Source organism: Millisia brevis NBRC 105863 (genome assembly GCF_001552615.1).
Taxonomy (GTDB): Bacteria; Actinomycetota; Actinomycetes; order Mycobacteriales; family Mycobacteriaceae; genus Millisia; species Millisia brevis.
This window is the reverse complement of sequence record NZ_BCRN01000003.1, coordinates 13,733-39,713: the sequence shown is the minus strand read 5'-3', so window position 1 is coordinate 39,713 and position 25,981 is coordinate 13,733. Positions and strand designations below refer to the sequence as shown.

Below are 25,981 nucleotides of genomic sequence, written 5' to 3'. Positions count from 1 at the left end.
GCGCCGAACTACCCACCACGGGTTGGTCGGGATCGGTCGGTAACTTCAATAGCCTCTATCGAGCACAAAGGACCTCTGCGAATGGCCACCACCAACGCCAGTCTGATCTGGAACATCGCGAACCTGCTTCGCGGCCCCTACCAGCCGAATCAGTACGGCGATGTGATCCTGCCCTTCACGATCCTGCGGCGCCTTGATGCGATCCTCGCCCCGCGGAAGGCTGAGGTTCTTGCCGAGTACAAGAAGACGCAGGGACTCGGGATCGACCCGTTTGTGGTGCTCAGGTCGAAGTTCCGGCTGCCATTCTTCAACACCTCGGTGTGGGACTTCGGCAAGCTCGCCGCCGACCCGGCCGGTCTCGCCGACAACCTGATCGACTACATCGAAGGCTTCTCCGCAAACATTCGCGACGTCTTCGACGGCTACGCCTTGCCGACCCTGATCGTCGAACTGGAGAAGAAGGACCGCCTTTTCCTGATCGTCAAGGAATTCGCAAATGTCGACCTGCACCCGGACCGGGTAAGTGGGCACGACATGGGCTACATCTTCGAAGAGCTCATCCGGAAGTTTGCCGAATCCAACAATGCTCAAGCCGGTGACCACTTCACACCCCGTGAGGTCATCGCCCTGATGGTCGACTTGCTGTACGCGGACAAAGACCTTGAGCTGACGGCACCCGGGATCGTGCGCACCATCTACGACCCTGCCGCCGGTACCGGCGGCATGTTGTCGACCGCATACGACCACCTTGTGGAGATGAACCACGAGGCGACGCCGGTGTTGTACGGACAGGAGATCAACGCGCGTTCCTACGCGATGTGTAAGTCGGACATGGTCATCAAGGGCCAGGATGTCGACAACATCTACCTCGGTGACACCCTCGCCGACGACGGCTTCTCCGGTGAGCACTTCGACTTCCTGCTGTCCAACCCGCCGTTCGGCGTCGAGTGGAAAACCCAGCAGAAGAAGGTCACTGACGAGCACGACCAACTGGGCCACGCCGGCCGTTTCGGCCCCGGCCTACCCCGCGTTTCCGACGGCTCCCTGCTGTTCCTGCTGCACCTGATCAAGAAGATGCGCCCTGTTCGCAGCCCCGAGGACAAGGGCTCCCGCCTGGCGATCGTCTTGAACGGATCACCGCTGTTCACCGGCGGGGCCGGCTCCGGCGAGTCGAACATTCGGCAGTGGATCATCGAGAACGATCTGCTCGACGCGATCATCGCCCTGCCGACCGACATGTTCTACAACACCGGCATCTCCACCTACATCTGGATCCTCGACAACAAGAAGACCGAGCAGCGCAAGGGCAAGGTTCAACTGATCAACGCCGTCGACATGTTCGGCAAGATGCGAAAGTCCCTGGGTTCCAAGCGTAAAGAACTCCGCCCGACCGACATCACATTGATCTGTCAGTTGTACGACGAATTCCGTCACGACGACAACCCTGATGAGCAGGACTTGTCGAAGGTATTCGCCAACGAAGCCTTCGGCTACCGCACCATCACCGTTGAACGTCCCTTGCAACTGGCTTTCCGCGTTCATGACGACACTGTCGAGCAGGTACTCGGCGCCAAGGCGCTCACCAAACTTCCCGAGGTCGAGCAGGACTCGATCCGAAAGGCTCTGTCCGATCTTGTTGGTCGGTCGTGGTCCAACCGCGACAAGTTTGTTGTCGACCTCAAGGCAGCTCTCAAGACTGCCGGTATCGCAAAGCCTGCCGCCCCTGTGGTGAAGGCGATCTGGAGCACGGTTGGGCAGCATGATCCTGCTGCCGACGTCGTCACCACCAAGGGCAAACCGGAGGGCGACTCGGCGCTACGCGACACCGAGAACGTCCCCTTGTCCGAGGACATCGAAGCCTACTTCGCTCGCGAGGTCCTCCCACACGTGCCGGATGCGTGGATCGATCACGACAAGACCAGAGTGGGCTACGAAATCCCTTTCACCCGTCACTTCTATCGCTACACCCCGCCCCGTCCCTTGGAAGAAATACAGAAGGATCTCCGCGGCCTCGTCAGTGAGATTCAGGAAATGCTCGCGGAGGTGGGCGTATGAATTGGGCAGCTTACGGCTTGTGCCGTGACACTGGAACACAATGGATCGGGAACGCTCCGGCTCATTGGAAGCTCCGTCCGCTCGGGTTTCACTTCACCGAACGTAAGACCACAGTTAGTGACACCGATTATCTGCCGTTGTCGGTGACGATGGCTGGGATTGTTCCGCAGCTAGAAACCGCGGCGAAGACCGATAACCCGGAGAATCGCAAGCTTGTCATGGCGGGTGACTTTGTCATCAATAGCAGGTCCGATCGAAAGGGGTCGGCCGGAGTCGCGGACCGTGATGGAAGTGTTTCGGTGATCTCGACGGTTCTTGAGCCCAGACATATCGAAGTAGGATTCGTCCATTACTTGCTCCGGAGTAGAGCATTTCAGGATGAGTATTACCGATTCGGTAGTGGCATCGTGGCTGACCTGTGGTCGACCAGATATTCGGCAATGAAGCAGATAACTCTCGCTGTTCCGCCCGCCGATGAGCAACGATCGATTGTGCGCTTCCTCGACCGCGAGACCGCCAAGATCGATGCGCTGATCGCCAAGCAGGAGCAACTCATCGCCACCCTGCGCGAGGACCGTGCCGCCACGATCACCCAGGCCGTCACGAAGGGCCTCGACCCGAATGTCGAGATGAAGGACTCGGGGGTCGATTGGGTCGGAAGCGTCCCGACCGCCTGGACACTCGGCAGGATCAAGCACGGATTCTCCGTCGTGCTCGGTAAGATGTATCAAGGTGTCCGATCTTCTCCAACTGACGTGCTTTGTCCGCACTTGAAGGCCGGAAGTCTTACGGTGGATCTGACAGTTGACACTGCAGATCCCATGGAGTGTTGGTTTTCTCCAAGTGAGCTTTCCGTTCTCTCAGTGCAGCGAGGTGACCTGTTGGTAGTCGAAGGTGGTGCCACGTACGGTCGTTGTGTCGTCGTCCAACGAGACCTTCCGGGCTGGGGTTTCCAGAAGTCGCTGAACCGTATTAGACCCTTGGACCGCGACGATATTCGGTTCGTCAGCTACCTCATCCAGGCTGCGAACAACTGCGGTCACGTTTCGATTCTATGCGGCAAAGCTACCATTCCGCACTTTACCGCTGAGAAACTGGCAAATCTCGAATGGCCTCACCCCTCCCCAGAGGAACAGCAGAGAATTTCGGACCATCTCGACGTTGTCTGCGTCAGAATTGACGCCTTGATTTCTAAGGCTGGTGAGATAATTACGATCCTGCGCGAGTACCGTTCCACGCTCATTACGGATGCTGTGACGGGAAAGATTGACGTGCGAGGGGCGGCCTGATCATGACCCAGCATCACGAATCAGTCCTCGAAGGTGAGATCTGCAAGCATCTTGCCGCCCATGGCTGGCTGTATTCACCGAACGACACCGGATACGACCGCGAACTAGCGCTGTTCCCGGAAGACGTCTTCGCATGGCTGGCAGACACGCAGCCAGTCGAATGGGCGAAGCGCGTCAGGCCCGACGCCGCAGCGGCAGTGCAGCAGAAAGCGAAAGATGCTTTGCTGCAACGGCTCCTCAAGAGGTTGTCGGCTGACCTCAAGGCCGACGGTGGCACGCTCTCGGTGCTGCGGCGCGGATTCAGCGATCTCAACGCCACGTTCTCGATGTGTCAGTTCAAACCGAGTTCCGGGCTCAACGCCACCACGGCGGCGAGATACTCGGCGGTGCGGTTGCGGGTGATGCGGCAGGTGCACTACTCGACCACGAACGCCAAGAAGGCTATTGATCTGGTGTTCTTTGTCAACGGTATCCCGGTCGCCACCGCCGAACTCAAGAGTGACTTTAACCAGCCTGTCCAGAACGCGATCGCGCAGTACAAACAGGACCGGTTGCCGAAGGGCGAGCCACTGCTTACGTTCGGTGGCCGCGCCCTGGTGCACTTCGCGCTGTCCAACAAGGAAGTACACATGAGCACCCGGCTCGCCGGGCCTGCCACGGTGTTCTTGCCGTTCAACCGCGGCAACGATCACCATGCCGGCAACCCGACCAACCCGAACGGGACCGCTTCCTCGTACCTGTGGGAAACGATCCTGCAGCGCGACACCTGGCTCGAGATCCTTGACCGGTTCCTCCACCTGGAGGTGGTCGAATCCACGAACCCCGAAACGGGGAAGAAGACCCGCAAGGAAACTCTGCTGTTCCCGCGGTTCCATCAGTGGGAGGTCGTCACGAAACTCGTCGACGCCGCCCGTACGGAAGGACCCGGACACAAGTACTTGATCCAGCACTCCGCCGGATCGGGGAAGACGAACTCGATCTCCTGGCTCGCGCAGCGCCTCGCCACGCTCTACAACGACGCGGACGAGAAGGTGTTCTCCTCGGTCATCGTGGTCACCGACCGCACAGTGCTCGACGCGCAATTACAGGAGGCGATCCACCAGATCAACCGCACCACCGGCGTCGTCGCCCACATCGACGGACTATCCGGCTCGAAGTCGTCCGAATTGGCGGATGCGTTGGAGTCGGGCACACACATCATCATCGTCACCATCCAGACGTTCCCCTTTGCGCTGACTGCGATCGCGGATCGGGAATCGTTGCAGGGTCGCAGTTTTGCGATCGTCGCCGACGAGGCGCATTCTTCGCAGACCGGTGGCGCGTCCAACAAACTCAAGGAAGTCCTCTCCCAGAAGGAACTGGCCGAGGTGGCCGAGGGTGCCCCCGTGTCCTCGGAGGACATCCTCGCGGCGGAGACAAAGGCGCGCGCGGAGGCCACGAATATCTCCTTCTTCGCGTTCACCGCCACTCCGAAGGCCACCACCCTGCAACTGTTCGGCCGCCCCGGTCCGGACGGCACCCCGCTGCCGTTCCACCTGTATTCGATGCAGCAGGCCATCGACGAGGGCTTCATCCTCGACGTGCTCCGCAACTACACCCCGTACAAGACCGCGTTCCGTCTCACCCACAACGGCACGACCTATGCCACCAGCGACACCTCCGAAGGCACTGTCTCCATCCCGTCCGGCGGAATGGCCGGGGTCGATGGGGATCTGGTGGACAAGTCGGCGGCGGTGAAGACGGTGTTGAACTGGGTGCGGCTGCACCCGACAAACATCGCGCAGAAGGTCGCCATCATCGTCGAGCACTTCCGGGTGAACGTCGCCCCGCGGCTGGACGGGCAGGCGAAGGCGATGGTGGTCACATCCTCACGAAAGGCGGCCGCCCGGTACAAGCTTGCCTTCGACCGCTATGTCGCCGACCGTGGTTACACCGACATCGCTGCTCTGGTCGCCTTCTCCGGGGAGGTCAAGGACCCCGATTCCGGAACGGATGAGCCGTTTACCGAGACCACCATGAACCCTGGGCTGAAGGGTCGTGACCTGCGCGACGCGTTCGCCACCAACGAGTTTCAGGTGATGCTGGTGGCCAACAAGTTCCAGACCGGATTCGATCAGCCGAAGCTGGTGGCGATGTACGTCGACAAGAAGCTCGGCGGCGTCCAAGCAGTCCAGACTCTCTCCCGGCTGAATCGCACCTTCCCGCCCCTCAAGGACCAGACGTTTGTATTGGACTTCTCAAACGAGGTCACCGAGATCGTCGATGCGTTCTCTCCGTACTACGAAGCCACCACCCTCGCCGATATCAGCGATCCGAACATCGTCCACGACACCGCGCAGAAGCTTGCAGGTGTCGGCATCTACGAAGCCTCCGAAGTCGACGGACTGGTTGACGATTACCTCGCTAAGAAGGGCAATAGCGCCCTGGAGAAGTGGATCGCGCCGGCCGCGGAGCGATACACCGTCAGGATGAAGGTTGCCGTCGAGGCTTCTGATTCGCTGGCTGTCGACGAGTTGCAGATGTTCCGCAAGGACGCCGGCACGTATGTGCGGCAATACGAGTTCCTCTCCCAGCTGTTCGACTACCAAAACCCGTGGCTCGAGAAGCTCGCCATCTATTTGAAGCTGCTCGTACCGCAGCTCACCGGCGGCGAACAGCAGATCCCCATCGATCTGTCCGCGGTGACCATCGACTACATCGGCCACCACGAGCAGGCGCAGAAGCACGGTCACCTCACCGCTGGTGTGCAGCTGCAGCCGTCGAAGGATGCCGGTACCGGCGCAGTACAGGATCCGGAGCTGGTAGCGCTGGACGTGGTCATCGAGAAGATCAACGACCTGTTCGCCGGGGATCACCCGGATTCGAGTGTCCGCAACGTCGTCACCCACATTCGGGACCGGCTCGAGGAGTCACCAACCCTGCAGCAGCAGGCCAAGAACAACTCGCTGGCCCAGTTCTCCGCCAGCCCGGACGTCGACATCGCGTTCGTCGACGCGGTGATGGCCGCGATGGGATCGTCGACAGACCTCTCCATTCAGATCCTCAACAACCCGGACCTTGCACAGAAGCTGCTCGGCGAGTTGCTTCCGTCCGTGTATCGACGCCTCTTGGAGGCGGGATAGCAAGACGCGTCTACCGCAGCCGGGTTCCGTCTGTCGGGTCGAAGAGGAAGGCGTGCTCCATGTCGACCGCGATGTGGACGCGGGCGCCCTTTTCCGGGGGATGGCGCCAGTCGACGCGCGCCACGATCGGGTGGGCGCCATTGGCCAGGTGGGCGCGGCCGTAGACAAAGGCCTCGGCGCCCAGCTCCTCGACGACGTCGACATCGACCGGAACACCGTCGGCCACGCCGACCTCGATGTGCTCCGGGCGAATCCCCAACTGCACCTCGCGGCGCCGGCTGTCTCCATGCGGGGGATCGGCGAGACGATCGACCGGCACCCGCAGCCACTGCGGACCGACGGCGATCACGTTCTCCGGTTCGATCGGCAGGGTCAGCAGATTCATCGACGGCGACCCGATGAAGCCGGCGACAAAGGCGTTCGCGGGGCTGCGGTACAGCTCGCGCGGCGACGCGCACTGCTGCAACACCCCGTCGGACAGCACCGCGACCCGATCGCCCATCGTCATCGCCTCGACCTGGTCGTGCGTGACGTAGACGGTGGTGGTGCCCAGGCGCCGCTGCAACTGCGCGATCTGGGTGCGGGTCTGCACCCGCAGCTTCGCGTCGAGGTTGCTCAGCGGCTCGTCCATCAGGAACACGCGCGGCTGCCGCACGATCGCCCGTCCCATCGCGACGCGCTGCCGCTGACCGCCGGACAGCGCCTTCGGCTTGCGGTCGAGGTACGGGCTCAGGTCGAGGATCTCGGCGGCCTTCGCGACCCGCTCGGCGATCTGCGCCTTGTCGGTACCGGCCAGCCGCAGCGCGAAGCCCATATTCTCCGCGACGGTCATATGCGGGTAGAGCGCGTAGTTCTGAAAGACCATCGCGATATCGCGGTCCTTCGGGTCGACCCCGGTGACGTCCTGATCGTCGATCAGGATGCGCCCGGAGTCGACCGGCTCGAGACCCGCCAGCATGCGCAGCGACGTCGACTTGCCACAGCCCGAGGGGCCGACCAGCACCAGGAACTCGCCGTCCTCGATATGCAGATTCAGCGCGTCGACCGCCGGTCGCGACGACGACGAGAACAGTCGGGTGACATCGTCGAAGGTGATCGTGGCCATGGTCTAGATCACATCACATCGCCGGCGCCGGACATTCGGGACCCGATCAGAAGTAGCCCTCGCGCTTGCGATCCTCCATCGCCGCCACCGAGGTGCGGTCGTCGGCGCGGGTCTCGCCGCGCTCGGAGACCGTCGCCGCGGAGATCTCGGTGATGACCCCGGCGATATCGGTGGCCGTCGAGCGCACCGCACCGGTGATCGTCAGGTCACCGACCGTGCGGTAGCGCACCCACTCGCGATTGACCACCTCACCGTCACGCGGCTGGGTGTACTCGGAGACCGCCAGCAGGATCCCGTCGCGTTCGAAGACGTCCCGCTCGTGCGCGAAGTAGATCGACGGCAGCTCGAGGTTCTCGAGCTCGATGTACCGCCAGATGTCCAGCTCGGTCCAGTTGCTCAGCGGGAAGACGCGCACCTGCTCGCCGCGCTTGATGCGGCCGTTGTACAGCGTCCACGGCTCCGGGCGCTGGGCGCGCGGATCCCACTGACCGAACTCGTCGCGGAAGCTCAGCACGCGCTCCTTGGCGCGGGCGCGCTCCTCGTCGCGGCGCGCACCACCGAACGCGGCGTCGAACTTCCCCGCCTCCAGCGCGTCGAGCAGGGTGCGGGTCTGCAGCCGGTTGCGCGACGCGTTCGGAGCGTCCTCGCGCGAGCGGCCGGTGTCGATCGACTCCTGCACCGACGCGACGATCAGCTGGTGGCCACCCTCGGCCAGCCGACGATCGCGGAAGTCGATGACCTCGGGGAAGTTGTGGCCGGTGTCGACGTGCATCACCGGGAACGGCACGCCGGCGGGCCGGAACGCCTTCTCCGCCAGCCGCAGCAGCACGATCGAATCCTTGCCGGCCGAGAACAGCAGGACCGGGCGTTCCAACTCGGCCGCGACCTCGCGGATGATGTGGACCGATTCCGCTTCGAGGGCGCGCAGTTCGTCGACGCGCGTGAACGATCCATCGGCGAGGGTGCTCGTCATAGGTGAAGTGTCCTTGTGTGAGAGGTGGTGGTGAAGCAGATCAGCCGTGCAGGCCGCATTCGACCTTGCCGGTGCCGGCCCAGCGCCCGCTGCGCGGATCCGCGCCGGGAGCGGGCTTGACCGTGCAGGTGCGGCAGCCGATCGAGGGATAGCCGTCCTCGATCAACGGATTGATCAGGATCGCGTTCTGCGCGATGTAGCGGTCGGTCTGCTCGTCGGTCCAGGTGACCAACGGGTTGATCTTGACCACGCCGAACTTCTCGTTGAACGCCACCGCCGGGGCATTTGCGCGGGTGGCCGCCTCGGCGCGACGCAGCCCGGTGACCCAGGCGTCGAACTTGCCCAGGGTCTCGCGCATCGGGGCGACCTTGCGGATCGCGCAGCAGCGGTTCGGGTCGCGGGCGAACAGATCCTTGCCCTCGAGGCGGTCCTGCTCGGCGACCGTGGTGGGCGGCTGGGCGTTCAGCAGACGGATATGCGGGTAGACGGTCGCGACCGCGTCGCGGGTGCCGATCGTCTCGGGGAAGTGGTAGCCGGTGTCGATGAACATCACGTTGACGTCCTCGCGCACCCGCGTCGCCACGTCGACGAGTACGGCGTCCTGCATGCTCGACGAGACAACCCAGCCGTCCGGACCGAAATTGTCGTCGACCCAACGCAGGATGTCGGTCGCCGACGCCTGATCCAGTTCGGCGGCGCCCTGCTCGGCGAGCCGTCGTAAGTCTCCTGCCGAACGCTCCGTGGTGGTCACTGTTGACGTCCTCTCACGTGAGATCTGCGTCGTCGGCCCGGGACGCCCACTGGGCGAATCGTTCTCCGGCGTCGCGCTGCTTGATGAAGTTCCGTACGACCCGCTCGATGTACGGACCCACCTCGGCGCTTGTCACCTTGTGCTGACGAAGCTTTCGACCGAACGCGGAGTCCAGACCGAGGCTGCCACCCAGGTGAACCTGGAAGCCCTCGACTTGATTCCCGTCGTCGTCGGATACCAACTGTCCCTTGAACCCGATGTCGGCGATCTGGGATCGCGCGCAGGAGTTGGGGCAGCCGTTGATGTTCACGGTGATCGGAACGTCCAACTGGGCGTTGAGATCCGCCAGGCGACCCTCGAGTTCGGGGACGAGATCCTGGCTGCGCTTGCGCGTTTCGGTGAAGGCGAGCTTGCAGAACTCCAAACCGCTGCACGCCATGAGATTCCGTCGCCACTGCGACGGCTGGGCGGGCAGGCCGAGAGCGTCGAGGTCGGCGATCACACCGTCGACAGCCTCGTCCGGAACGTCCAGAATGATCAGCTTCTGATAGGGGGTGAACCGCACCCGGTCGGAGCCGGCGCGCTGCGCGGCGTCCGCGACCCCGGCGAGGATCGTGCCGGAGACGCGCCCGGCGATCGGCGCGACACCCACGGAGTTGAGCCCATTGGTCAGTTTCTGAACGCCGACGTGATCGATCGGGCGCGTCGGGATCGCCGCAGCCGGGCCGTCGATCAGCTTGCGCTTGAGGTACTCGTCCTCGAGCACCTGGCGGAACTTTTCGATACCCCAGTCCTTGACCAGGAACTTCAGCCGCGCCTTGGCCCGCAGCCGCCGGTAGCCGTAGTCCCGGAAGATCGTGACGATGCCCTCCCAGACGTCGGGCACCTCGTCGAGCGGCACCCACACGCCGAGGCGCTGCGCGAACATCGGGTTGGTCGACAGGCCGCCGCCGACGTAGACGTCCAGGCCCGGACCGTGCTCGGGATGCTCGACGCCGATGAACGCGACATCGTTGATCTCGTGCACCACGTCGGGCAGGCCGGAGATCGCGGTCTTGAACTTGCGCGGCAGGTTCGAGTACTGCGGGTCGCCGACATAGCGGCGGACGATCTCGTCGATCGCCGACGTCGGGTCGAGCACCTCGTCGGGGTGCAGCCCGGCCAGCGGCGAGCCGAGCACCACGCGCGGGGTGTCGCCGCAGGCCTCGGTGGTGTACAGCCCCACCTCGTCGAAGCGGCGCCAGATCTCCGGCACGTCCTCGATGCGGATCCAGTGGTACTGGACGTTCTCCCGATCGGACAGGTCCGCGGTATCGCGGGCGAACTCCTGCGAGACGCCGGCGATCGTGCGCAGCTGGGCCAGATTCAGGGCGCCGCCGTCGCAGCGCACCCGCATCATGAAGTGGCTGTCCTCGAGCAGGTCGATGTTGTCGTCGTGGGTGTAGGTGCCGTCGTACTCCTGCTTGCGCTGGGTGTAGAGCCCGTACCAGCGCATCCGGCCGCGCAGATCGCCCTTGTCGATCGAGTCGAAGCCGTTCTTCGAGTAGATGTTGAGGATGCGCGCCTTGACGTTGAGCGGGTTGTCGTCCTTCTTGGCCTGCTCATTGGCGTTCAGCGGCTCGCGGTAGCCGAGCTTCCACTGTCCTTCGGCGCGGCGCTTCGGCGGGCGGGCAGCGGTGCGGGTACGGGCGGGAGCCTCGCCGGCGGCGGGGGCCGCGCTACGGGCCTTGGCGTGCCGGCGGCGTTCCGCGGCGGCCTCGGATCGGAGCGCGCGATCGGCGCGCGCGTCGGAGGCGGCGGGAGAGGTCCCATTCGCCTCGGTCTGCGACACCGTTCGGTCGTCGGTCAAGATACGCTCCGTGTACTCGTGAGCGACCGGCTCGTCGATTCAGAGCCGTTCCGCTCGGGGCTGGTGCCCGATCCGGGGCGAGCCGAGCCGATTCCGCGAGGGACCTGGAGCAGTTGAGGTGAAGGACGCCGCTCCGGGCTCGGGAACCGTTCGAACCCATCCGGGGCAGGCGCTGGTTCCGAACTACCGACAGCAGCGACAGCTGCAGGTACGCAGGAGATCGATGTGGCGACGCGCCACCAAGCGAACTCCGGCTGCAGGCATGGGCCCCATTGTGCCATCCCGCGCGCGATTTGCCAGGGCGGGGCGCCAGAATGGTAGTCGTGCGGCTTCCGGTACCCGATGAACCCGCGCCGTCCACGCCATCCGGAACGGCGCCGTTCGGCGTCTACATCCACGTACCGTTCTGCGCGACACGGTGCGGATACTGCGACTTCAACACCTATACCGCCGGCGAACTCGGCAGCTCGGCCTCACCGGAATCGTGGATGGCCGCGATGCGCTCCGAACTGCAGTTGGCGGTCGACGAGGTCGCCGGGCGGCTCGGCGAGGCCCCCGCGGCGGACACCGTCTTCATCGGCGGCGGCACCCCCTCGCTGCTCGGCGCGACCGGCCTGACCGAGGTGCTCGACGCGGTGCGCGAGAGCTTCGGGCTGCGGCCCGACGCGGAGGTCACGACCGAGGCGAACCCCGAGTCGACCTCCGCCGCGTTCTTCGACGGCATCCGCGCGGCCGGCTACACCCGGGTATCACTGGGCATGCAGTCCGCCGCCGAGCACGTGCTGAAGATCCTCGACCGCACCCATACGCCCGGCCGCGCCGCCGCCGCGGCTGCGGAAGCCAAGGCGGCCGGCTTCGAGCATGTCAATCTCGACCTGATCTACGGCACGCCGGGGGAGCGGCTCGAGGACCTCGACCGCTCGCTCGACGCGGTGCTGGCCGCCGGGGTCGACCACGTCTCGGCGTACTCGCTGATCGTCGAGGACGGCACGGCGCTGGCCCGCCGGGTGCGGCGCGGCGAACTGCCCGCCCCCGACGACGACGTCCTCGCCGACCGCTACGCCCGGGTCGACAAGGTGCTCGAAACGGCCGGACTGCACTGGTACGAAGTGTCCAACTGGGCCACCGATGCGGACGCCGAATGTCGGCACAACCTCGGCTACTGGGCCGGCGGCAATTGGTGGGGCGCCGGCCCCGGCGCGCACGGCCACCTCGACGGGGTGCGCTGGTGGAACGTCAAGCACCCCGCCCGCTACGCGCAGACCCTCGCGCAGGGGGACTTGCCGATCGCCGGACACGAGGTGCTCACCGCCTCCGAGCGGCATATCGAGGCGGTGATGCTCGCCGCCCGGTTGCGCAGCGGCCTGCCCGTCGACCTGCTCGACTCCGACGAACTCGACCGCGCCGAGCAGGTGGTCGCCTCCGGTCTGTTGGTGCGCACCGACGACGGTTTCACCCTGACCGACCGCGGCCGCTACCTCGCCGACGGGGTCGTGCGGGACGTGCTGGGGTAGTCGGCGTCAGCCTTCGGCGACGCAGAACTGGTTGCCGTCGGGGTCGGCCAACGTCGCCCACCGGCCGCCGTACATCTCGTAGTCGGCGACCTTCGTGGCGCCGACCTCGAGCAGCCGCGCGATATCCGCGTCCAGATCGTCCGAGGTCATATCGAGGTGCAGCCGGTTCTTCCCCGGCGTCGGATCGTCGACCTTCTGAAAGGACAGTCGCAGACCGTTCGTCAGCGCCACCACCACGTACCAGCCGTCGTTCTCCGCGACGATCGTGCCGCCGATCTGCTCGGCCCACCACCGCGCCAGCGGCAATGCGTCCCGGGTGTCGACGGTGATCATGCTCAGTGCGAGAGGCATGGCGGTAACTCTGCCGGCCGAGCCGGATCCGATCTGCAGCACACCGATCGCTTGTATCGCGTAGCGCTACGCTATACGCTCGTTCGGTGATAGTCGGATTCCGACACAAGGGCCTGGAGCGCCTCTACCGTGACGGTTCCAAGAAGGGAGTTCAGGCGGCGCACGTTCCGAAGCTGCTGCGCATCCTGACCGCTCTCGATGTCGCCCAAGTGCCGGATGACCTGGCGATACCCTCGTTTCGTATGCACCCCCTCAAAGGGGACCTGGCCGGGCACTGGTCGATATGGGTGAACGGCAACTGGCGCGTGACCTTCCGGTTCACCGGTGGGGATGTCGAACTCGTCGACTATCGGGATTATCACTAGCGCTGGGTGGAGATATGACGATGAAGAATCCGGTACATCCGGGGGAGATCCTTCGGGAGGACGTTTTGGCCGATCTGCGGCTGAGCGTCACCGACGCCGCCGACATGCTCGGAGTTTCCCGCGTCACTCTGAGCAGGGTGCTGCACGGGCACGCCGGGATCAGCCCGAACCTGGCTGTCCGCCTCGAGGCGGCCGGGGTCGGCACCGCTCGAGCCTGGTTGGCGATGCAGTCGGCCTTCGATCTGGCCGCCGAACGCGCCTCCGGGATTCCGGAGGTGCGCAAGTTCCCGACCGTGGCATGACCCGCGCGGCCGGTCCTCAGTCGCCGTCGGGGAGCTTGTCGGTGACGTCCGCGTAGCCGACCGGAGCCGGCGGGGCGGTCGGGGCGTAGATCAGGCGGACGACGCCGGTCGGGAAGACCTCCGAGGCGGTCAACGACAGGAAGTACGGGGTATCGCCCTCGTCGAAGAGGCGCCGGCCGGTGCGCGCTGCGACCGGGTGGACCAGCAGCCGCAGTTCGTCGATCAGCCCGGCGGCCAGCAACTGCTGGACGACGGAGATCGAGCCGGGAACCAGGACGTCGGGGCCGTTCGGGTCGGCGCGCAGGGCGGTCACCGTGGCGACCAGGTCGTCGGTCGCCTCGCAGTTGCGCCAGGCGAGCTCCGGATCGGCCGCGCGGGTCGCGACGATCTTGCGCAGTTCGCCCAGCCGCTTCGCGAACGGGGCGTCCTCGCCGCCGGCCTCCTCGCGATCCGGCCAGGCGCCCGCGAAACTGTCGTAGGTGATCCGACCGAGCAGCAGGACGTCGGCGGCGGAGTAGTCCTCGTCGACGCAGCGGCCCATGTTGTCGTCGTAGAACGGAAAGTGCCACTCCGGATCGATCTCGGCGACACCGTCGGCGGAGATGAACAAGGTCGAGATGACCTTCGCCATCGTGTACTTCCCTTCATCGGCCGGGCGTGACGCCTACGTCGGCAGGGCGTAAACGCCGTCATCGGTAGTGCGTGGCGCCTCATCGGCAAGGCGTGACGATCGGCACTTTAGGCCACGCCGCAGCCGGCCGGTCGGCGAACCGCCACACCGCCGTTCGGCCGGTGCCGGCCCCCACCGCCGGCCGGCGTGGGGCACCTCCCGCGCTCGGTTGCGGCGGTCCGCGGGCCCACCGGACTAGAATGGGGCGATTCGGTTAGCCCCGCAGTGGGTGCGAATGGGGGACGACCGGAAGGAGGGCAGCTGCGATGTCGACCACGGATGAGCGGCGTTTCGCGATTCTGCGAGCCATCGTCGCCGACTTTGTGGCCACCAAGGAACCGGTGGGGTCGAAGTCGCTCGTCGACCGGCACAACCTCGGTGTGTCGAGTGCGACGGTGCGCAACGATATGGCGGTCCTCGAGGCCGAGGGCTATATCGCCCAGCCGCACACCAGTTCGGGACGTGTTCCCACCGACAAGGGGTATCGCCTCTTCGTCGACCGCATCGACGAGATCAAGCCGCTGTCGTCCGCGGAACGTCGGGTGATCCTCGAATTCCTCGAGTCCGGCGTCGACCTCGATGACGTGCTGCGCCGCGGGGTGCGCCTGCTCGCCCAGCTGACCCGGCAGGTCGCGATCGTGCAGTATCCGACGCTGTCGGCCTCGCGGGTGCGGCATATCGAGGTGGTCTCGCTGACCCCGGCCAAGCTGCTGTTGGTGTTGATCACCGATACCGGCCGCGTCGATCAGCGCATCGTCGAACTCGGCGACATTCTCGACGACGACGGTGTCGCCCGGCTGCGCGAACTGCTCGGCAACGCGTTGACCGGCAAGCCGTTGGCCCAGGCCTCGGTCGCGGTCTCCGAATTGGCGGACGCCGCGCCGACCGATGTCCGCGAGGCGGTCATCCGCTCGGCGACGGTACTGATCGAGACGCTCGTCGAGCATCCCGAGGAGCGTCTGCTGCTCGGCGGCACGGCGAATCTGACCAACAACGCCGCCGACTTCTCCGGCCATGCGGCCTTCCCCGGCTCGCTGCGCTCGGTCCTCGAAGCGCTCGAGGAGCAGGTGGTGATGTTGCGCCTGCTCGCCTCGGTCGAGACCGGGCAGGTGACGGTCAAGATCGGTGGGGAAACCGAGGTCGAGCAGATGCGCGCGGCGACGGTGATATCGACCGGGTACGGTTCTTCGGGGAACAAACTGGGGGCGATGGGCGTGCTCGGCCCGACTCGGATGGACTATCCGGGAACAATTGCCTCGGTTGCCGCCGTTGCGCGATACATAGGCGAGGTATTGGCGGCACGGTAGCCGCCGGCACGGCGTGCCTGGGCGGGCGCCGGCGTACCGCCGCGGATCGCGCGGCGGAGTTGCGCACTCCACCCGGTCGTGGCGTATCGGGACCGATTGGCGTGCGGCGATCACGAAGCTCGACGCCACAGATTTCGACGAATGAGAACGAGAGACACGAAGGTGGCACGGGACTACTACGGCATTCTCGGCGTGGACCGGAAGGCGTCCGATCCGGAGATCAAGCGCGCCTACCGAAAGCTGGCGCGGGAATTGCATCCGGACGTCAATCCGGACCCCGAGGCGCAGGCGCGCTTCAAGGAGGTCTCGGCCGCCTACGAGGTGCTGTCCGACCCGGAGAAACGGCGCATCGTCGATCTCGGTGGCGATCCGCTCTCCGGCGCCGGTGGCGGCCGGGACGCCGGCTTCGGTGCCGGCTTCGGCGGTCTGGGCGACGTCTTCGAAGCCTTCTTCGGTGGGGGAGCGGCCGCCGGTTCGCGCGGACCGCGCAGCCGGGTGCAGCCGGGTTCCGACTCGTTGCTGCGCACCGCGCTGACCCTCGAGGAGTGTGCCGCCGGCGTCACCAAGCACGTCACGGTCGATACCGCGGTGCTGTGCGATGTGTGCACCGGCGCGGGCACCAACGGCGACTCCAAGCCGCAGCGCTGCTCCACCTGTAACGGCGCCGGCGAGATCCAGTCGGTCCAGCGTTCCTTCCTCGGCCAGGTGATGACCTCCCGGCCGTGCCCCACCTGCAGTGGTGTCGGCGAGGTGATCACCGATCCCTGCCGCAAGTGTGGTGGCGACGGTCGGGTGCGCGCCCGTCGCGATATCGCGATCAAGATCCCGGCCGGTGTCGGCAGCGGTATGCGCATCCGGCTCGCCGCGCAGGGTGAGGTCGGCCCGGGCGGTGGCCCCGCCGGCGATATCTACGCCGAGGTGGTCGAGAAGCCGCACGAGGTCTTCGTCCGCGACGGCGACGATCTGCACTGCACCGTCCGCGTGCCGATGTACGACGCCGCGCTCGGTACCACCCTGTCGGTGGAGTCGATCCTCGAGGGACCCAAGGACATCACGATCGAGCCCGGTACCCAGCCCGGCGCCGAACTGCTGATGCGCGGCCAGGGCATGCCCAAGCTGCGATCGGGAGCGCGTGGCGACCTGCGGGCGCACGTCGATGTTGTCGTGCCCTCCCGGCTGGACTCCGCATCGCACAAGCTGCTCGAGCAGTTGCGGGAGCACAACGGTCGGGACGTCTCCGAGGTCGTGACCGCCGGTTCCGGCAATAGCGGCTTGTTCTCGCGCCTGCGTGACGCGTTCACCCGCTGATCCGACGTCGTGGATTCGGTCTTCTACGCCGATGAGTTACCGCCGGTCGGCGGGATCGGCACGTTGGCGGGGCCGGAGGGCAAGCATGCCGCCACGGTGCGCCGGCTGCGCATCGGCGAGCGGCTGATCGTCGCCGACGGGCACGGGAGCGGCGTCGCGGCGGAGGTGACCGCCGTCGACAAGGGCAGTCTGGACTTCCGGGTCCTCGACCGATTCGTCGAAGAGCAGCGGCTGCCGCGGGTGACCGTCGTACAGGGCCTGCCGAAGTCGGAACGCTCCGAACTGGCGGTCGACCTGGCCACCGAGGCGGGCGCCGACGCGATCGTGCCCTGGCAGGCGGGTCGGTCGGTGTCCCGCTGGGATACCGGCAAGGCCGCCAAGGGTGTGGCTCGCTGGCAGGCGGTGGCGACGGCCGCGGCGAAGCAGTCCCGGCGTCTGCGCGTCCCGCAGGTCGCCGATCTGCACAGCACCGCCGAGGTGAGCGCGCTGATCGGGCGGGTGGTCGCCGGCGGTGGGGCGGCCCTGGCGCTGCACGAATCCGGCGCAACCCCGCTTGCCGGCCTGGACCTGCGCGAGCGCGAGAAGATCGTGCTGATCATCGGGCCGGAGGGTGGATTGTCCGATCAGGAGATCGAGCAGTTCACCGCTGCGGGAGCGGTCGCGACCGTGCTCGGGCCGACCGTGCTGCGCACCTCGACGGCGGCGGCGGTCGCCCTCGGCGCGATCGGGGTGCTCACCGACCGGTGGACCCCGGCGGCGCTACCGGTGCCCGGGCCGAACGACTGAACGTCGCTACCGGCGGTCAGTCCAGGCCGAGGTTGAACGCCGATTCGAGGTCGTGCTTCGAATACGCGCGGAAGGCGATGTGGGTGTAGGTGTCCAGGACGCCGTCGACCTTGTTGACCTTCCCGGCGATGACCTCGTGGAACTGGTCGTATTCGCGGACCCGGATCATGGCGATCAGGTCGGTATCCCCGGTCACCGAGTAGACCTCGGTGACCCCGTCGATCGCGGTGACGGCTTCGGCAACCTCGGGGATCCGGTCGACCTCGGCGGAGATGAGAACGATGGCGGTCAGCACCCGGTCAGCCTAGCCGGGACGGTGCGGCCATCGGGCGGGCGCCGACCGGGCGGCGGGGCGCGCGATTAATGGGAATGCCGACCGGGGCGATCACGTTAGAATGCTCACGACCGGGAAACGGTCGGCATACGCAGAACTTCGCGCCCCACAGTCGTACGGAAAGCAGGCATCGACCGCCACGTGACGGACCTCAGTCAGTTTCGCTCCAGTTCCTCCGCCCGCAGCTCATCCGGCCCGTCCGGCACCGCCGCGACCGGAGAATCCTCGGTGCGGTCCGTGGTGGAATTGCCCTCCGCGGCCGTTCCCGCCCTCCTGGGTTCCACCGATGGCAACCTGCGCGTCCTCGAGGACGCGCTCGCCGCGGACATCCATGTCCGCGGTGACGTTGTCACCCTCACCGGATCCTCGGCCGATGTGGCCCTGGCCGAACGCGTCCTCGACGAATTGATCACGCTGGTCCGGCGTGGGCAGCAGCTCACCCCGGACGCCGTCCGCCGATCGATCGGCATGCTGACGCAGGACAGCGGACAGTCGCCCGCCGAGGTGCTCAGCCTCGACATCCTGTCCCGGCGCGGCAAGACGATCCGGCCGAAGACGCTCAACCAGAAGCGCTACGTCGACGCGATCGACGCGCACACCATCGTCTTCGGGATGGGTCCCGCCGGCACCGGCAAGACCTATCTGGCGATGGCCAAGGCGGTGCAGGCGCTGCAGGGCAAGAAGGTCAGCCGCATCATCCTGACCCGTCCCGCCGTCGAGGCGGGCGAGCGGTTGGGCTTCCTGCCCGGCACCCTGCACGACAAGATCGACCCCTACCTGCGGCCGCTGCACGACGCGCTGCACGACATGATGGATCCCGAGGCGATCCCGAAGTTGATGCAGGCGGGCGTGATCGAGGTCGCCCCGCTGGCGTACATGCGCGGTCGCACCCTCAACGACGCGTTCATCATCCTCGACGAGGCGCAGAACACCACGCCCGAGCAGATGAAGATGTTCCTCACCCGACTCGGCTTCGGCTCCAAGGTCGTCGTCACCGGTGACATCACGCAGGTCGACCTGCCCGGGCATACCAACTCGGGTCTGCGGGCGGCGTCGGAGATCCTGACCGGGATCGACGACATCCACTTCTCGATGCTCGATTCGTCGGACGTGGTGCGCCACCGCCTGGTCACCGAGATCGTCGACGCCTACGCGCGGCACGACGCCGATACCGCGGGCAACCGCGCCGACCGGCGCCGAAAGGCCGGCCGGTGAGTATCGATATCGCCAACGAGTCGGGCGTCGAGGTCTCGCTCGAGGACCTCGTCTCGGTCGCGACGTTCGCGCTCGGAGCGATGGACGTGCACCCGGCGGCCGAGCTGTCGATGGTGCTGGTCGACTCGCCGACGATGGCCGACCTGCACCAGCAGTGGATGGACCTGCCCGGCCCGACCGATGTGATGTCCTTCCCGATGGACGAGCTCGAGCCCGGCGGTCGACCGGATTCCGCGGAACCGGGCCCGGAGATGCTGGGTGACATCGTGCTGTGCCCGCCCTTTGCCGCCGAGCAGGCGCAGAAGGCCGGGCATTCGCTCGAACACGAACTCGCCCTGCTCACCGTGCACGGGGTCCTGCACCTGCTCGGCTTCGACCACGCCGAGCCGGACGAGGAAAAAGAGATGTTCGCGCTGCAGGCCCGGCTGCTCGAGGGCTGGTACGAACGCGATCGGCAGCACCGCCGCGACGCCGCGGTCGCAGCCCGGGACGAGCGGGTCCTCGGCAGCATCGGGTTCCTGGACGATTCCGGTCCCGACGCCGGCCGCAGTCGGTGAACGACTGGTCCCAGATCGCCGTCGCGGTCGTTCTCGTTCCGATCGGCGGGCTCTTCGCAGCCCTGGACGCCGCCCTCAACACCGCATCGATCGCCCGCGTCGAGGACATGGCGCGATCGGAGCGGCCGGGCGCCCAAAGCCTGCTGCGGGTGCTCTCGGAGCGGGCCAAGTACGTCAACCTCGCGGTGCTGCTGCGCATCCTGTGCGCCGTCTCGGCGACCGTCCTGCTGGTGGCGGGCCTGAAGGATCTACCGGTCCCGCAGCCGCTGCTGATCGCGGCGGTGATCATGGTGATCGTCGACTACGTCGTCATCGGCGTCGGACCGCGCACCCTCGGCCGCCAGCACGCCTACTCGCTGGCGCTGGCCTCCGCGCCGATCCTGCGGGTGGTCGGCGTGCTGTTGGCGCCCGTCGGGCAGCTGCTGATCCTGGTCGGCAACGCGATCACCCCCGGCCGCGGCTTCCGCAACGGCCCCTTCGCCTCGGAGATCGAACTGCGCGAGGTCGTCGACCTGGCCGGTGAACGCGGTGTCGTCGACGACGAGGAACGCCGCATGATCCAGTCGGTCTTCGAACTCGGCGATACCCAGGCGCGCGAGGTGATGGTGCCGCGCACCGAGATGGTGTGGATCGAGTCGGACAAGAACGTCGCCCAGGCGACCTCGCTGGCGGTGCGCAGCGGGCATTCCCGCATCCCGGTGATCGGCGAGAACGTCGACGACGTGCTCGGTGTGGTCTACCTGCGCGACCTGGTCGACCACGCCTCCCGCGAAGGTGTCGCCGGCCCGGTCGGCTCCGTGATGCGCGAGGCGGTCTTCGTACCGGACTCCAAGGCGCTCGACGAGCTGCTCGACGAGATGCAGCGCGACCGCAACCACATGGCGATCCTGGTCGACGAATACGGCGGCACCGCCGGCCTGGTCACCATCGAGGATGTCCTCGAGGAGATCGTCGGGGAGATCGCCGACGAATACGACCAGGCGGAGGTCGCGCCGATCCGGGAACTCGACGACGGCATCTACCGGGTCTCCGCGCGGCTGCCGCTCGACGAACTCGGTGAACTGTTCGACCTCGAGATCGAGGAGGAGGACGTCGACACCGTCTCCGGCCTGCTCGCCAGTGAACTCGGCCGGATCCCGTTGCCGGGGGCGGTCGTGCACGCGCACGGACTGCGGCTGACCGCGGAGGGCGGCCGGGATCCTCGCGGCCGCATCCGGGTGACGACGGTGCGGGCGGCACGCGAGGAACCGGTCGACGACGACGCGGAAAACGACGAGGAGCGGGTACCCAGTGGCAAGTGACGGTCGTTCGGGGAACGAGGAATTCCGCTCCGGTTTCGTCTGCTTCGTCGGGCGGCCCAATACCGGCAAGTCGACGCTGACCAATGCGCTGGTCGGCGAGAAGATCGCGATCACCTCGTCGCGACCGCAGACCACCCGGCATACGATCCGCGGCATCCTGCACGGCGACGACTACCAGATCGTCCTGGTCGACACCCCCGGTCTGCACCGCCCGCGCACCCTGCTCGGGCAGCGGCTCAACGAGCTGGTCCGCGATACCTACGCCGAGGTCGACGTGATCGGCATGTGCTTCCCGGCCGACGAGAAGATCGGCCCCGGCGACCGGTGGATCCTCGAGCAGGTGCGCCAGAACGCCGGCCGCACCCCGATCGTCGGCCTGGTCACCAAGATCGACAAGGTCGGCCGCGACGCGGTCGCCCAACAGTTGTTGGCGGTCTCGTCCTTCCTCGGGCCCGACAGCGAGGTGGTGCCGGTATCGGCGACCTCCGGTGAGCAGCTCGAGGTCGTCACCAAGGTGCTGGTCTCGTTGCTGCCCGAGGGGCCCGCCTTCTACCCCGATGGGGAGTTGACGGACGAGCCCGAGGAAACCCTGATGGCCGAGCTGATCCGCGAGGCCGCGCTCGAAGGGGTCCGCGACGAACTGCCCCATTCGCTGGCGGTGGTGATCGAGGAGGTCGAGGAGCGCGAGGGCCGCGACGACTTCCTCGACGTCCACGCGATCCTCTACGTCGAACGGGACAGCCAGAAGGCGATCGTGATCGGCCGCAAGGGGGCCCGCCTCAAGGAGGTCGGCACCAACGCCCGCGCCCAGATCGAGCGCCTGCTGGGCACCCGCATCTACCTCGACCTGCGCGTCAAGGTGGCCAAGGATTGGCAGCGCGATCCGAAGCAATTGGGGCGCTTGGGCTTCTAGTATCGATGGGGTTATCGGTTCCGATCGGGAGGAGTCGCACGATGTCGAACAAGAACACCCGCGAGCAGGAGATCGAGGAGAAGGAAAAGGATCGCCAGGAGCAGCGCGATCGCCTCGAGCGCGAGGAAGAGCATCGTCTCGACGAATGACTCGCCTCGACGAATGACTCTCGTCCCGCGGCGCTCGGTCCGGTCGGTCCGGGTGCCGCGGGGAGTGTCGGTTCAGGCGGTGACCACCAACCAGGCGGCGATGTAGTGCAGCAGCGCGGCCACGGCCGTCGCCGCGTGGAAGACCTCGTGATAGCCGAAGGTGGACGGCCACGGATCGGGACGGCGCAGCGCGTAACAGATCCCGCCGACGCTGTAGAGCACCCCGCCCGCCGCGAGCAGGAGCAGCACCGGCAGCCCCGCCGATGCGACCAGGGTGGGCGCCACCACCACGATCACCCAGCCGAGCGCGATGTACAGCGCCACCCCGAGCCACCGCGGCGCGTCCGGCCAGGCCATCTTCATGACGATCCCGGCGATCGCGCCGGCCCACACCACGCCGAGCACCCACCAGCGTTGGGGTGACGGCAGGGCCAGCGCGCAGAACGGCGTATAGGTTCCGGCGATGAAGGCGAAGATCATCGAGTGATCGGCGCGCTTCATGCGCTTGCGGGTCTGTGCCGATCGCCAGGTGATGCGGTGGTAGCTCGCGCTGACGGCGAAGAGCCCGAAGATGGCGATCGCGTAGACCGCGCAGGCGACCGCGGCCATCGGACCCCGCAGGATCGCGGCCCCCACCACCAGCGCGATGCCCGCGATCACCGCGACAACCGCCGAGTACTGGTGGATCACCCCGCGCAGCCGGGGGCGCGCGGCGATCGGTTCATGCAGCGGCAGGCTCACCGCCTCCACGCTACGCAGTCGCCGGCCGCCGGCGGTGCGCTCGATCGGGCGGCGTCCACAAACCGCACCCCACAGGCTCGCCGCGGAGATTATCTCCTCGGCGTCGCTGTGGCGTCGGGTTTGTGCACGCTTTCGGGCGCGCGATCCGTGGACCAGCCGCCGGCTACCGTATGCGAGGTCGGGACGCAGCGGGGAGGCGGAGATGGCCACTACCGGTCGAGCGCGGCGGTGGCGACTCGTCGCCTTCCTCGCGGTCTTCCTCGTCCCGGCGGCGATCATCGCGATGGTCGCGATCGCCGGAAGACCGCAGGCGCCGACCGTTGCCGAGGCGCAGGAGGACGCCACCCGTCTGCTCGCGGGCGACGAAGGTCGGCCGGGACTGGTCGTCCACTGCGAGACGCCCGAGGTCAACAGCACCTGGACCTGCCGCGGTCGGGACGCCGGCGGAGCCTACGGGTTCGCGCACTACAGCATGAGCGTCGAGGTGGAACGCGATCGCCCGCCCGGAATTCGCTATCACGGCGGCGGCACCACCACCCTGACGAACAGCACCGTCGACGGAGGGTGGGTGGTCGACTCGACCGGGCTCGCCGTCGCCGAATGGGTACCTCATCCGGCATCGACACCGCCCGAGGAGTACCCGGCCGACACCGCGCTGACGCTGCTGGCGCGCGATACCCAGCGGGCGCTCGGGCTGTCCGTCGCCTCGGACGCGGTGCCGCTGACCGGCTACGACTGTCCGGTCCTGCGGGGCACCGGCCTTGTCGAGTGCACGGCACCGCGCATCCGCGACGCGCAGGTGCAGGTCGATGTCGACCGTATCCGTGTCAGCTTCCGGATCACGATGAATGCGGCCCTCGCCGAAGCCGAGGCCGAAGGCGTGACCTGGTGACGCTCGGCGTGCCGACCGAGGACAGGAGTGGCCTGGTGACCTGTCGAGTTCCGGAGGCGGGCCGAGCGTGCCGATGCGGTCGCGTCGGGCCGGGGTGGGACACTGGATCGGTGAGGCCGTACCGGGATACCGCAGTGGTGCTGCGTCGCCACAAGCTGGGCGAGGCCGATCTGATCGTCACCCTGCTCACCCGCAACGGCGGCCTGGTACGGGCGGTCGCCAAGGGGGTGCGGCGCACCCGGTCGAAGTTCGGCGGCAAGCTCGAACTGTTCTCCCACGTCGACGTTCAACTGCACCCCGGTCGCAGCCTCGACATCATCATGCAGGTCCAGTCGCTCGAGTCCCTCTCCGGCGCGATCGTCGCCGACTACGGCGCGTACACCACCGCCTGCGCGATCGCCGAGACCGCGGAGCGCCTCGCGGGTGAGGAGCGGGCGCCGGCGGTGCGACTGCACGGACTGACCGTCGGTGCGCTGCGCGCGATCGCCGAGCAGGCCCGGCCGAACGAACTGATCCTCGACGCCTATCTGCTGCGGGCGATGGGTTTCGCGGGGTGGGCCCCGTCGATCGGCGAATGCGCCCGCTGCGCCGCGCCCGGTCCGCACCGCGCCTTCCACATCGCCGCCGGCGGTTCGGTCTGCACCCACTGCCGCCCCTCGGGCGCGGCCACCCCGAAGATCGGCGTGCTCGACCTGATGGAGGCGCTGCACCGCGGGGATTGGGACGGCGCGCTCGCGTCGGTGTCCGCCGTTCGATCGGAGACATCCGGCTTGATCTCCGCCTACGTCCAGTGGCATCTGGAGCGCCGCCTCAAGACGCTGCCGCTGATCGACCGGTCGACCGATCGCGGGCCGTCTTCCGGAATCGGGCAGGATGTCGCAGGTGAGTCACCGAGAGAGCCGGGCAGTGGCGCCCGATCCGCGTAGGGCCGCGTCGGTGGACGCGACCGGCCGCACGGTCCGTCCGCCGGACCCGCACCCGTCCGGGGCCACCCCGCCCGCGATCCCCGCACAGTTCGTTCCCAACCACGTCGCCCTGGTGATGGACGGCAACGGTCGGTGGGCGCAGGAACGCGGACTGCCGCGAACCGCCGGACACGAGCGTGGCGAAGCGGTGCTGATGGACTCGGTCTGCGGCGCGATCGAGATCGGCGTGAAGTGGCTCTCGGCGTACGCCTTCTCCACCGAGAACTGGCGGCGCAGCCCCGACGAGGTGCGCTTCCTGATGGGCTTCAACCGCGACGTCATCCGGCGCCGCCGCGACGAGATGCACGAGATGGGCGTCCGGGTGCGGTGGGCCGGTCGCCGACCGCGCCTGTGGCGCAGCGTGATTCGCGAGCTCGAGATCGCCGAGGAGTTGACCCGGGATAACACCGTGATGACGCTGACCATGTGCGTCAACTACGGTGGCCGTGCCGAGATCGCCGACGCCGCAAAGCAGATCGCCCAGCGTGCCGCACGCGGCGAACTCGACCCGGACCGGATCAGCGAGGCGACGATCGCCAAGTATCTCGACGAGCCGGATATGCCGGACGTCGATCTGTTCCTGCGCCCCTCCGGTGAGCTGCGCACGTCGAACTTTCTGATCTGGCAGTCCGCTTACGCGGAGATGGTGTTCCAGGACAAGCTGTTTCCCGACTTCGATCGCCGGGATCTGTGGGACGCGTGCCTCGAGTACGCCAAGCGCGATCGACGATTCGGGGGAGTGCGATGAGCGACGATACGGCGGCCGAGGAGTTGCAGCGGCGGGCGGCGCAGGGGATCGAACTGTACGTGCCGACGACGCTCAACGACGATGGCTCGTTCGGCTTCTCCTATGCCGGGTCCCTGTGTTCGGTGCGGGCGACCACCCTGGCCGAGGGGCTCGACGTGCTGACGCTCACCGCGGTGCTGGCCTGGGATCGCAATACCTCCGCGACGCTGCATCGGCGGGTCGCCGAGCGCAACGCGGCCTGCCAGTTCGGTTCGGTGTCCGCGATCGGTGAGGGGCGCACGCTCGATGTCGTGCTGCGCTATACGTTTCCGGCCACGGGACTGGGCGACGACGCGTTGACCACGATGCTGGTGCTGGCGCTCACCGAGGTCGAGAGGTCGCGGGTCGGGCTGATTCCCTGATCTGCGGCGAGCGAAGGT

General features: G+C 66.8%; 25 protein-coding genes. 17 read left to right on the top strand and 8 right to left on the bottom strand.

Going from position 1 to position 25,981, the window contains the following annotated elements; translation table 11 throughout:
* Nucleotides 1-81 precede the first annotated feature (81 nt).
* From MB1_RS05050 to MB1_RS05040, 3 genes are read left to right on the top strand one after another with little or no spacing between them, the layout of a single operon-like run.
* A complete protein-coding gene (locus MB1_RS05050; protein WP_066904422.1) occupies nucleotides 82-2,055 on the top strand; it encodes a type I restriction-modification system subunit M in 1,974 nt (657 codons plus the stop codon).
* Entirely contained in the window at nucleotides 2,052-3,344 is a 1,293-nt protein-coding gene (locus MB1_RS24895) for a restriction endonuclease subunit S (RefSeq protein WP_084350924.1), read from the top strand. The genes MB1_RS05050 and MB1_RS24895 overlap by 4 nt, the downstream gene beginning before the upstream one ends.
* 2 nt (nucleotides 3,345-3,346) lie before the next feature.
* The gene (locus tag MB1_RS05040) at nucleotides 3,347-6,466 is read left to right on the top strand and encodes a type I restriction endonuclease subunit R (protein WP_066904416.1); all 3,120 of its coding nucleotides are present in this window, start codon (nucleotides 3,347-3,349) and stop codon (nucleotides 6,464-6,466) included.
* A 10-nt stretch (nucleotides 6,467-6,476) separates the two neighbouring features.
* On the opposite strand, the gene MB1_RS05035 is transcribed toward MB1_RS05040, so the two are convergent.
* From MB1_RS05035 to MB1_RS05020, 4 genes are read right to left on the bottom strand one after another with little or no spacing between them, the layout of a single operon-like run.
* Complete coding sequence (locus MB1_RS05035) at nucleotides 6,477-7,571, bottom strand: ABC transporter ATP-binding protein (protein ID WP_066904413.1); 1,095 nt, start codon at nucleotides 7,569-7,571, stop codon at nucleotides 6,477-6,479.
* 46 nt (nucleotides 7,572-7,617) lie between these two features.
* Nucleotides 7,618-8,544, bottom strand: a complete 927-nt coding sequence (gene cysD, locus MB1_RS05030; protein WP_066904411.1) for a sulfate adenylyltransferase subunit CysD — start codon at nucleotides 8,542-8,544, stop codon at nucleotides 7,618-7,620.
* Between the two features lie 40 nt (nucleotides 8,545-8,584).
* The gene (locus MB1_RS05025) at nucleotides 8,585-9,295 is read right to left on the bottom strand and encodes a phosphoadenylyl-sulfate reductase (RefSeq protein WP_157083917.1); all 711 of its coding nucleotides are present in this window, start codon (nucleotides 9,293-9,295) and stop codon (nucleotides 8,585-8,587) included.
* Between the two features lie 13 nt (nucleotides 9,296-9,308).
* Nucleotides 9,309-11,144 (bottom strand): nitrite/sulfite reductase, encoded by a 1,836-nt coding sequence (locus MB1_RS05020; RefSeq protein ID WP_245650033.1) that lies wholly within the window; start codon nucleotides 11,142-11,144, stop codon nucleotides 9,309-9,311.
* Nucleotides 11,145-11,458: 314 nt separating this feature from the next.
* On the opposite strand from MB1_RS05020, the gene hemW reads away from it, so the two are divergent.
* Nucleotides 11,459-12,658, top strand: a complete 1,200-nt coding sequence (hemW, locus tag MB1_RS05015; RefSeq protein ID WP_066904405.1) for a radical SAM family heme chaperone HemW — start codon at nucleotides 11,459-11,461, stop codon at nucleotides 12,656-12,658.
* A gap of 6 nt (nucleotides 12,659-12,664) precedes the next feature.
* Here hemW and MB1_RS05010 read toward each other — a convergent pair whose 3' ends face one another.
* The gene (locus tag MB1_RS05010) at nucleotides 12,665-13,009 is read right to left on the bottom strand and encodes a VOC family protein (RefSeq protein ID WP_066904940.1); all 345 of its coding nucleotides are present in this window, start codon (nucleotides 13,007-13,009) and stop codon (nucleotides 12,665-12,667) included.
* Nucleotides 13,010-13,095: 86 nt separating this feature from the next.
* On the opposite strand from MB1_RS05010, the gene MB1_RS05005 reads away from it, so the two are divergent.
* Both MB1_RS05005 and MB1_RS05000 read left to right on the top strand, forming a co-directional pair.
* Nucleotides 13,096-13,374 carry a type II toxin-antitoxin system RelE/ParE family toxin gene (locus MB1_RS05005; RefSeq protein WP_066904402.1) on the top strand — a complete coding sequence of 93 codons (279 nt, stop codon included), beginning with the start codon at nucleotides 13,096-13,098 and terminating at the stop codon, nucleotides 13,372-13,374.
* 20 nt (nucleotides 13,375-13,394) lie between these two features.
* Nucleotides 13,395-13,676, top strand: a complete 282-nt coding sequence (locus MB1_RS05000) for a HigA family addiction module antitoxin (RefSeq protein WP_066904938.1) — start codon at nucleotides 13,395-13,397, stop codon at nucleotides 13,674-13,676.
* A gap of 16 nt (nucleotides 13,677-13,692) precedes the next feature.
* Here MB1_RS05000 and MB1_RS04995 read toward each other — a convergent pair whose 3' ends face one another.
* Nucleotides 13,693-14,307, bottom strand: coding sequence for a dihydrofolate reductase family protein (locus MB1_RS04995; RefSeq protein WP_066904399.1), 615 nt, complete (start codon nucleotides 14,305-14,307; stop codon nucleotides 13,693-13,695).
* Nucleotides 14,308-14,612: 305 nt separating this feature from the next.
* On the opposite strand from MB1_RS04995, the gene hrcA reads away from it, so the two are divergent.
* The 3 genes from hrcA to MB1_RS04980 all read left to right on the top strand — a co-directional run bounded on the left by hrcA (nucleotide 14,613) and on the right by MB1_RS04980 (nucleotide 17,747).
* Entirely contained in the window at nucleotides 14,613-15,653 is a 1,041-nt protein-coding gene (gene hrcA, locus MB1_RS04990; RefSeq protein ID WP_066904397.1) for a heat-inducible transcriptional repressor HrcA, read from the top strand.
* A gap of 162 nt (nucleotides 15,654-15,815) precedes the next feature.
* Nucleotides 15,816-16,961 (top strand): molecular chaperone DnaJ, encoded by a 1,146-nt coding sequence (gene dnaJ, locus MB1_RS04985; protein WP_066904394.1) that lies wholly within the window; start codon nucleotides 15,816-15,818, stop codon nucleotides 16,959-16,961.
* A gap of 9 nt (nucleotides 16,962-16,970) precedes the next feature.
* Complete coding sequence (locus MB1_RS04980; protein ID WP_066904392.1) at nucleotides 16,971-17,747, top strand: 16S rRNA (uracil(1498)-N(3))-methyltransferase; 777 nt, start codon at nucleotides 16,971-16,973, stop codon at nucleotides 17,745-17,747.
* Between the two features lie 16 nt (nucleotides 17,748-17,763).
* Here the strand turns inward: MB1_RS04980 and MB1_RS04975 are convergent, their stop codons facing one another.
* Nucleotides 17,764-18,042 carry an Lrp/AsnC family transcriptional regulator gene (locus tag MB1_RS04975; RefSeq protein ID WP_066904389.1) on the bottom strand — a complete coding sequence of 93 codons (279 nt, stop codon included), beginning with the start codon at nucleotides 18,040-18,042 and terminating at the stop codon, nucleotides 17,764-17,766.
* 267 nt (nucleotides 18,043-18,309) lie between these two features.
* Here MB1_RS04975 and MB1_RS04970 point away from each other — a divergent pair, with 267 nt between their 5' ends.
* From MB1_RS04970 to era, 4 genes are read left to right on the top strand one after another with little or no spacing between them, the layout of a single operon-like run.
* The gene (locus tag MB1_RS04970) at nucleotides 18,310-19,296 is read left to right on the top strand and encodes a PhoH family protein (protein WP_066904936.1); all 987 of its coding nucleotides are present in this window, start codon (nucleotides 18,310-18,312) and stop codon (nucleotides 19,294-19,296) included.
* Nucleotides 19,293-19,853 (top strand): rRNA maturation RNase YbeY, encoded by a 561-nt coding sequence (ybeY, locus tag MB1_RS04965; RefSeq protein ID WP_066904386.1) that lies wholly within the window; start codon nucleotides 19,293-19,295, stop codon nucleotides 19,851-19,853. Before MB1_RS04970 ends, ybeY begins: the two co-directional genes overlap by 4 nt.
* Complete coding sequence (locus tag MB1_RS04960; protein ID WP_066904383.1) at nucleotides 19,850-21,154, top strand: hemolysin family protein; 1,305 nt, start codon at nucleotides 19,850-19,852, stop codon at nucleotides 21,152-21,154. Before ybeY ends, MB1_RS04960 begins: the two co-directional genes overlap by 4 nt.
* Nucleotides 21,144-22,067 (top strand): GTPase Era, encoded by a 924-nt coding sequence (gene era / locus MB1_RS04955; protein WP_066904380.1) that lies wholly within the window; start codon nucleotides 21,144-21,146, stop codon nucleotides 22,065-22,067. The genes MB1_RS04960 and era overlap by 11 nt, the downstream gene beginning before the upstream one ends.
* A gap of 221 nt (nucleotides 22,068-22,288) precedes the next feature.
* Here era and trhA read toward each other — a convergent pair whose 3' ends face one another.
* Complete coding sequence (gene trhA / locus MB1_RS04950; RefSeq protein WP_066904934.1) at nucleotides 22,289-22,957, bottom strand: PAQR family membrane homeostasis protein TrhA; 669 nt, start codon at nucleotides 22,955-22,957, stop codon at nucleotides 22,289-22,291.
* A gap of 202 nt (nucleotides 22,958-23,159) precedes the next feature.
* On the opposite strand from trhA, the gene MB1_RS25965 reads away from it, so the two are divergent.
* From MB1_RS25965 to MB1_RS04930, 4 genes are all read left to right on the top strand, one after another.
* On the top strand, nucleotides 23,160-23,849 hold the full coding sequence (locus tag MB1_RS25965) for a hypothetical protein (RefSeq protein WP_066904377.1): 690 nt from the start codon (nucleotides 23,160-23,162) through the stop codon (nucleotides 23,847-23,849).
* A 110-nt stretch (nucleotides 23,850-23,959) separates the two neighbouring features.
* On the top strand, nucleotides 23,960-24,775 hold the full coding sequence (gene recO / locus MB1_RS24890) for a DNA repair protein RecO (protein ID WP_169801600.1): 816 nt from the start codon (nucleotides 23,960-23,962) through the stop codon (nucleotides 24,773-24,775).
* Nucleotides 24,723-25,562, top strand: coding sequence for an isoprenyl transferase (locus MB1_RS04935; RefSeq protein WP_084350918.1), 840 nt, complete (start codon nucleotides 24,723-24,725; stop codon nucleotides 25,560-25,562). The genes recO and MB1_RS04935 overlap by 53 nt, the downstream gene beginning before the upstream one ends.
* On the top strand, nucleotides 25,559-25,963 hold the full coding sequence (locus MB1_RS04930) for a YbjN domain-containing protein (protein ID WP_066904371.1): 405 nt from the start codon (nucleotides 25,559-25,561) through the stop codon (nucleotides 25,961-25,963). Before MB1_RS04935 ends, MB1_RS04930 begins: the two co-directional genes overlap by 4 nt.
* Nucleotides 25,964-25,981 lie beyond the last annotated feature (18 nt).